The following is a 7294-nucleotide window of genomic DNA, read 5'->3' as shown; positions in this document are numbered from 1 at the left end:
CTCCCGCAAGTCCTCTGAGGTCCTCGGCAATATCGGCTCCCTCTTCCAGGCAGCGGAGCGTCCGCTCTCGGCTTCGAGAGTGACGACATCGCCCGGYACGACCGGATCGGTCGATGCGTCGGCCCCGGACCGTCCCCGCAAAGTTGCAATGCCATAGGGATGAGCACCGAAGCCATATTGACGAATGCCTCCGAGGCCGCTTCCATGTGCGCCCCTTCGACTGCGTTTAAGCCCGTGACCGCCAGAATTCCCACAGCCCTCCTCGTCGTCTACTCGCTCCTGCTCGCGCTGGGGCTCGGGCTTGGCTCGGCCTATTGGGCGCTCAACAACGATCCGCCCTTCGGCAGCATCCGCCTCGGTCCCTGGAAGGCGTGGCCGACCATGGGCTCGCCGGACGCCGACCCGTATATGCGCGCCATCCTGGCCCGACGCGGCGAGGTGCCTCTGGCTACCGGCGAAGGCCTCGGGTTTACGGCGACGACGGACAGCGAAGGCCGCAAACTCGATTCCGCCTGCACCTATCGCGTCGGCACCGTCATCCCCGGCGCGCGCCTCTGGACCCTGACACTCTACGATCAGGACGGCCGCCTGCCGGTGACCGCACTCGGGCGCCGCGGTTTCACCTCGGCGGAGATCATCCGCGATGGGCAGGATGAGTTCACCATCGCGCTCTCGCGCGAACTGCAGGACGGCAACTGGCTCCAGCTTCCTGCCGCCGGATCCTTCAGCATCGTGCTGCGCCTCTATGATCCGCAAGGCGCCGTCGGAAGCCACGAAGAAGCCGAGTTCCCGACCATTCAGCGCGTGGGATGCGGGTCATGACAAATCTCAGCCGCCTTCTCATCGCGACTCTTGCCGGCCTCGTGCTGGCGGCAGGCGTTCACATTGCAGCCATTCTCGCGAGCCCCTATCTCGCGGATCAGGACGCTTTCGCAAGAATTCAGCCGACGCTCACCGCCGACAAGGCGCAGATCATCAGCGCGCCGGGCGGCGATAACACTTGGGTTCCCCTCCCCGATCCCGCCGTTGCGGTGGCCGCCTGCGCGTTCGACCTGCGCAACGGTCCCATGCGGGTGACGAGCAGGACCGGCGCGAACCTTCTCTCCTTCTCGTTCCATAAGGAATCCGGCGGCGTGTTCTTCGCGGTCACCGACCGCGCCGCCGTGCGCGACGAACTCGAGATCGTCGCGATGACCGCTCGCCAACTCGACGAAGCCCGCGCGGCGGAAGACGAGAACGATCCTTCGCGCGATGTGCGTATCGTCGCTCCCGAGCAGCAGGGCTTCGTGATCGTTCGCGTGACGGCTCCAAGCGCCAGCCAGCGCCAGCAGGCGGAAGATGCGGCGAAAGCCGTCTCCTGCGTCACCGAGCAGGACGGGTAAGACTCTTCATGTCCTGGCGTCCCATGACGAGCGGGGATCTCGCCCAAGTGCAGGTTCTGGCTGACACGATCCATGTCGAGCATCCTGAAGAACCGCATGTCTTCTCGGAACGCTTACGGCTGTATCCGCAGGGCTGCGCCGTGCTGGAAGTCGATGGGCGTCTCATCGGTTATACGCTGACGCATCCCTGGCGCTACGGCGAGCCACCGTCCCTGAACTCACATCTGAAACAAGTGCCGTCGGATGCCACGACCTATTACGTGCACGATGTGGCACTGCTGCCGGAAGCGCGCGGCAGGGGCCATGCGGTGCGGATCGGAGAATGGCTTGTCGATCATGCCGCACGGGGCGGCTTTCCCAATCTGTCACTGGTTGCGGTGAACGGCTCGCAACCCTTCTGGGAGAGACTTGGGTTTCGCGTGGCCGTCATTCCCGGTCTGAAGTCGAAGCTCCTGAGCTATGGGCCGGATGCGGTCTTGATGGTGCGGGATTTGGCACAAGGCGAGAAGTGACGCGAATAAGCGCGTTCACATCGACGATAAAGATCGAGCAATCAGGAGCGGCGACGACCGGGGCGGTTGGTCGCGAAGGGACGCGAAGGGCCGGGATTGGGAGCGGGTCGCTCGTAGCGTACGCCCGTGAACAGAAGAATCTCACCCCGCGGCTCTCCCGTGCCCGGCTGCTGGCGCTGCGGCCGCTCCGAGACGTCGGGAAAAGCGATCACCACGCCCGGTGATCTGGTCCACACGTCCTGCATGAGATCCTCCTCTAAAGCGCCACTTCGTTCCCCAGTAACTCGATCACACAAAAGGATTTATGGTTAACAGACCGTTTCCGGCGGCTTCGGCTCTCAAGAAAAACGGCCTGCCTGACATGAAAACAACATCCACGGCCGCGCTTCTGTTCCCCCTTCCCGCCGTGAGGTGTGCGTTAAACGTGCGCTAACACACCAATCCTAAGGTAGTGCGGGGCTGCGATGGAAAGAGTTGAGTATGGTATCCTCTGCAAACCCGGATCTGTGGTCCGATTTGTCCGACCTCGGACGTTCGGATCTTGACGGCGCCGACGCCTGCGCCGCGCTCCTGAAGTTGAACGCGGAAATGTTCGTCGCAGCGCCCGCACGGGATCGCGACAGCATCGAAACATTCGAGGCGCTTGCACTCGGCTTTCTGCCCAAGGCGGACCACGCAACCCTTCTCGACATCGCGCGGATTCTCAGGAATTGCGAGGACACACCGCAATCGGTTCGCGATTACCTGACACGCATCTCCGCCGATATCCGCGCGGTGATGCAGCACCCTGCTCCGGGTGTGCTCGACACAGTGGATGCAAGGCTTCTCGCCAGTGCGGGCGGACGATTGCAGCTCGCCCTGCGGCCCGATATCGACACCGCTATCGCCGAGCGGATTCTTGCCCTGCGCGAAGCTGCGAGCGAGGATGCGCTGGCGGCCAATCCCGCCTTCACTCCGGCTGCACCCGGTTTCGCCTCTCTCGTCTCACGCGCCGTCGATCGTGCATCGCTCGCCGAGATCCTGCTTGCCCGCGAAGATCTATCTCTCGCGCAGGAGGCGCAGCTTTATCTGACGGCGAGCGAGACTCGCCGCGCACTCATCCGGCAGCGCATCACGGATGCACTCACCCGCAAGAAGGCAATTATCACATTCGCGACGACACGCCATGATGTGGATGCACTGGTTGACGCCAGCCGGCACGGCGATGTCGCGCGGGTCGAGGCGCTGCTCACATCCTCGTTCGGTTTTTCGGCCCCAACGCAATGGCGCGTTCTGAAGCTCGGACGGCATCGGCTGCTTGCGCTCGCGCTCAAAGCCCTCGATGTTCCTGAGAGGGAAGCGACCGCCATCTGCCTCACGCTGCATCCGGCCCTCTCCTATCCCTTGTCCGCGATCCGCGCCCTCGTGCGCGAAATGCGCGACGTGCCGGGCCCTGTCGCACTCGCATTGGTTGAAGCGATCCTCGGCGTGCGGGCTCTGTCGGAAGAAAGCCCGCTCTAATAGATCACGCGCCGGGCGCGAGATCGAGGAAGTGGCGCCCTTGGCGATCATCGATCTCAACGAGCCAGAGATCGGAATCGAAGCGCAGTTCCTTCGTCATGCGCTCCTCCACGTCGAGAGGCATCACGTCCTGCAGGATCGGCGCGAAGAGACGCTCAGTTCTGTCTTCGACGAAGGATTGCGGCGCGGGGCCGTAAAGACTCGCCGTGCCATCGAGTCGATCGACCTTCACGAAGATCGAACCGGCCTCCGCGGATCCGCGCTTGCGCAAAGCCGCCTCGATGCCTTCCACGCCGCAGCGGCGCAAATAAGCAGAGACCCAGAAATCGGAGCGAAGCCGCGACACTATTGAACCGCGATTCCGGACAGCGAGGAAAGCTCGCGCATCGTGCGCCCGCTGAATTCGCCCGTGACCGGCAGGCGGCGATCCTGCTCGAAGCGCTCGATGGCCTGACGCGTTCCCGGGCCCATCATGCCGTCGACCTTCACGCTGTAGCCGAGACGCGCAAGCGCGCGCTGGCCGGATAGGATGATATCGCCCGCATCCTGCCGCCCCACATTGGCGGGCGGCGTCGGCACAGGCCCGCCGAGACGGATCATCGCCGCAATCGGATCGCGCAGCGTCGAAGCCCGCGCTGGGGCGGGAGCAGCGACAGCCGCATTCTGCTGCACGCGCGCGACAGGCTGCGGCGCGGCGGCGGGCGGCACGCCGCCATTGCGGATCAGGTCGGTCATGGCAGAGCGCGCCGGCGGACGTGGCGCGGAAACCGCAGGAGCGGGTGCAGCCTCGGCGAGCGGTGCGGCCTGAGGCACCGGCTCATGGGCCGCTATGGCCTGGGCATCGACAGTCTCCACGCCGGGCCGTGCCGGCGGCAGCATTTCGGAGGGCGCAGGAGCAGCAGCGGCGACAGCCGGATCGGCATGATTGAACAGCGGCGCGGGGTGGCGCACGCTTTGCAGGACGAGGGCGTTCCAGGCGATGGCGCCGGAGCATCCGGTCAGGAACAGGGCCGCCAGCATCTTGCCGGGATTGCCGAGCGCCTGGCCGATCATGCGCTCCGCCACGCCCACCTTCTTCGGCTGGCGGGCTACACGCTTCTGCGGCCGTGGCGGCGCCTTCCGCCGCACGACGGAGGGCAGATCGAAATCGTCGTCAGGCTCGGCAGCAAAAGCGTCACGCACCAGCATCATCCCGTCATCACAGAAACAGCTTCATGATTGGGCGCGCTCGCTGCGCGGCAACCCCTGAAGCCTCCGTTGTTCTCAAAATCCTGGCAGAGCCCCCTTAAGCGAACCCTTAACACGCAGCCTCCTAGCGAAAGCGGCTAGGCCAGAAATCCCCACATCCGCGTCCAGAATAAGCCGCACATCTGAACGGCCGGTGATCATTTTGCTTGGCAATTCAAGGATCTTAACAGCCGGGCGGAATTTGCGCAGGCCCTTAACGCTTGATTCATCGTATTTTGAGGTTCCTCGCGGCTTGCCTACGCGCCGCCCCATCGGGACGTTATGATGGATCACCTTTCGACCATTTTCAGGCCCTTGCCCTATGTTCTCGATTCTCCGTTTCATCCTCATTGTCGGCGTGATTTTCTATTACTCGCCGGTCCGGCAGAAGGACGCAGGCCCCGATCCACTCCAGGCGTTCTTCGCCCCGAAGGCAGCCGAGCAGGCCGCTCCTGCCGCGCCCGCGAAGGAAGGAGCATCCGGTCATCTGGAGACCATGTGGCAGGTTCTACCGGACACAGCCAAGCAGGCCGTTGTCGAGAAGATCCTCACCACCTCGGGCCTCACGCCCGCCTCGTCGAAGGCCACCGACACTCTTCAGCCGGAAGACCGGCAGACGGGCGCGCACAAGCCCAGAAGTTGATCGAAGAGTTGATTTCCTGTCCCCGTCGCCAAATGCCGCGACAATCCCTATATGACCGGCAGACATATTGGGATTGCCATGCTGCCGGCCATTGACGAGATCGTTTCCAATTTCGAGCTTCTCGACGACTGGGAGGAGCGCTACCGCTATGTGATCGAGCTCGGGCGGCTCATGGAGCCCCTGCCCGGCGAGGCGCATAACGATATCAACAAGGTGCAGGGCTGCGCCAGCCAGGTCTGGCTGGAAACCCGCCTCGACGATTCCGCCGGGGGCAAGACCGTGCTGCATCTTCGCGGCGACAGCGACGCCCATATCGTGCGTGGCCTCGTGGCGCTGCTGATCTCCCTCTACAACGGCAAGACCCCATCCGAGGCCGTCGCCACCGACGCCCTCGGCCTATTCAAAGAACTCGGCCTGTCGGAACACCTGACGCCCCAGCGCTCCAATGGCGTGCGCTCCATGGTCGAGCGCATCCGCCGCGACGCACAGGTGGCTGCGGCGGTTTCTTAAGAGACGAATTCATCAAGTGAGGCGCTAGGACCCTCTCCCACACGGGAGAGGGCCAACTGCAATACCGGCCCTGTTCACTGAAGCAGGCATGCCGCTCTGACTTTGCGCTCGCCTTAAGTGCGCCCGCCCTCGATCACCACCGCCCGCCACATCCTGATGCCCCGCGACGCCGCTGGCCCGCTGGCGGCGGCCTCGATGCCGTAATGCTCCGCAAGGCGGGCCAGGGCGAGGCACACCACGATCTTGGCCGAGCGTTGCGGCCATTGCCGTTCCCGCTCGATCAGTTCCAAGCCTTTCAGGAAGCCGCAGAGATCCATGAGCAGGTCGGCGAAATCGGACCCCACCGCATCGAAGGCATGCCGGATGCGCTGGCGCGCGGCGACCATGCGGTCCGTGGCATCGGAGGGCGATGAAGGACCGCCGCTCGTGGGCATGGCGTCCCAGCGCGCCGTCACACCCGGCAGCAGGCCAGCCAGCATGATGTCCGTCCGCAACCTCTCCCCGGCCTGGTAGGCGGCCTCGTCGATCATCGGCTCGCCGTTGCGATCCTTCCGGCGGCGCAGCCAATCGAGCGGGCTCTCGTCGGCGTCTATTCGTACTCGTTTTGTTCCCATATCGGTTTGGATCGTGGCGCTCGTAACCTCACGATGCTGGTGGAAAAAAGCCGTCTCCGCATCGGCCGAGCCGGTGCGGCGCAGGTGGGATTGGCCTGTCGCGCTCAAACTCAACACGGCCCGTCCTGCTTCCTTGCGCCAGACAGCCAGATCCTGCCCGATCAGCGCTTCGGCGACCGGACGGGCAAAGCGACCCGCTCCGACCGAGATCCCTGCGCGCTTCCTGTGGACAATGACGCTGCCTTCATCCGTCGGGTCGATGAGCACGCGAGCCTCGGATTGAGCCAGAATGCCCAGCAGTCGCCTCGCCTCGCCGCTCAGCGAGTCGGAAATCAGGTATCCCGCGGGGCTCGCAATATGCCCGCGCRCTGACCGTTTCCGGCGAGTGGATTTGGCATCGCCCGTAACCGAAGGCCTTACCGTGGCAGCCTTTCGGTAGGCTTGCTCGTTCTCATTTTTGTTCATGTTTTGTTCCTGGAAATAATTAAAGAAAGGACTTGCCCCTCTACCCTCGATAGTGGGCGCTTATTCCTAGCTGTCAATGAGATTAAAAACTGTTGATAAGAGTGAGGATAAGTCGGTTTCACGAGGCACCGGGCTCACAAACGCCATGATGGCGAGGCCGGTTTTGGGGTGCCTGAGGAGGCTGGTTTCGGCTCGGATTCTCTGGAGATTTTAGCCTGTGAGGCTGGCTGGAAAAGGGGTACGGCGCATGCGTCCATTCCCGCAAGGGGATGACTAGGTGATGTGACCGGATGAGAGCTTTCACAATAAGACACAGGTCTAACCTCTCCCGGATGGGAGAGGTCGGCGCGCGTCAGCGCGACGGGTGAGGGAATGCCCTGTCCGGACAGGGCATTCCCAGCGCGACGGGTGAGGGAATGCCCTGTCCGGACAGGGGATTCC

10 protein-coding genes are annotated in these 7294 nt (G+C 63.7%); 6 read left to right on the top strand and 4 right to left on the bottom strand.

Features of this window, described 5'->3' with window-relative positions; all coding sequences use genetic code 11:
* Nucleotides 1-159: 159 nt before the first annotated feature.
* The 3 genes from ACXJKO_RS28240 to ACXJKO_RS28230 are packed head-to-tail and all read left to right on the top strand — an operon-like array spanning nt 160 to nt 1894.
* Nucleotides 160-822 carry a DUF1214 domain-containing protein gene (locus ACXJKO_RS28240; protein ID WP_457094360.1) on the top strand — a complete coding sequence of 221 codons (663 nt, stop codon included), beginning with the start codon at nt 160-162 and terminating at the stop codon, nt 820-822.
* Nucleotides 819-1382, top strand: a complete 564-nt coding sequence (locus tag ACXJKO_RS28235; RefSeq protein ID WP_457094359.1) for a DUF1254 domain-containing protein — start codon at nt 819-821, stop codon at nt 1380-1382. Before ACXJKO_RS28240 ends, ACXJKO_RS28235 begins: the two co-directional genes overlap by 4 nt.
* Before the next feature lie 8 nt (nt 1383-1390).
* Entirely contained in the window at nt 1391-1894 is a 504-nt protein-coding gene (locus ACXJKO_RS28230; protein WP_457094358.1) for a GNAT family N-acetyltransferase, read from the top strand.
* A 41-nt stretch (nt 1895-1935) separates the two neighbouring features.
* Here ACXJKO_RS28230 and ACXJKO_RS28225 read toward each other — a convergent pair whose 3' ends face one another.
* Nucleotides 1936-2139 (bottom strand): hypothetical protein, encoded by a 204-nt coding sequence (locus ACXJKO_RS28225; protein WP_457094357.1) that lies wholly within the window; start codon nt 2137-2139, stop codon nt 1936-1938.
* Between the two features lie 235 nt (nt 2140-2374).
* Here ACXJKO_RS28225 and ACXJKO_RS28220 point away from each other — a divergent pair, with 235 nt between their 5' ends.
* The gene (locus ACXJKO_RS28220; RefSeq protein WP_457094356.1) at nt 2375-3394 is read left to right on the top strand and encodes a DUF2336 domain-containing protein; all 1020 of its coding nucleotides are present in this window, start codon (nt 2375-2377) and stop codon (nt 3392-3394) included.
* A 4-nt stretch (nt 3395-3398) separates the two neighbouring features.
* On the opposite strand, the gene ACXJKO_RS28215 is transcribed toward ACXJKO_RS28220, so the two are convergent.
* On the bottom strand, nt 3399-3740 hold the full coding sequence (locus ACXJKO_RS28215; protein ID WP_457094355.1) for a DUF1491 family protein: 342 nt from the start codon (nt 3738-3740) through the stop codon (nt 3399-3401).
* Complete coding sequence (locus ACXJKO_RS28210; RefSeq protein ID WP_457094354.1) at nt 3740-4576, bottom strand: peptidoglycan-binding domain-containing protein; 837 nt, start codon at nt 4574-4576, stop codon at nt 3740-3742. The genes ACXJKO_RS28215 and ACXJKO_RS28210 overlap by 1 nt, the downstream gene beginning before the upstream one ends.
* Nucleotides 4577-4943: 367 nt before the next feature.
* Here ACXJKO_RS28210 and ACXJKO_RS28205 point away from each other — a divergent pair, with 367 nt between their 5' ends.
* Both ACXJKO_RS28205 and ACXJKO_RS28200 read left to right on the top strand, forming a co-directional pair.
* Nucleotides 4944-5264, top strand: coding sequence for a hypothetical protein (locus ACXJKO_RS28205; RefSeq protein ID WP_457094353.1), 321 nt, complete (start codon nt 4944-4946; stop codon nt 5262-5264).
* A 51-nt stretch (nt 5265-5315) separates the two neighbouring features.
* On the top strand, nt 5316-5774 hold the full coding sequence (locus ACXJKO_RS28200; protein ID WP_457094352.1) for a SufE family protein: 459 nt from the start codon (nt 5316-5318) through the stop codon (nt 5772-5774).
* A gap of 113 nt (nt 5775-5887) precedes the next feature.
* Here ACXJKO_RS28200 and ACXJKO_RS28195 read toward each other — a convergent pair whose 3' ends face one another.
* Entirely contained in the window at nt 5888-6853 is a 966-nt protein-coding gene (locus ACXJKO_RS28195) for a DUF6456 domain-containing protein (protein ID WP_457094351.1), read from the bottom strand.
* Between the last annotated feature and the right edge of the window lie 441 nt (nt 6854-7294).

The organism is Microvirga sp. P5_D2 (assembly GCF_054049475.1).
The sequence above is the reverse complement of the archived record's forward strand: the minus strand, read 5'-3'. Positions and strand labels throughout refer to the sequence as shown.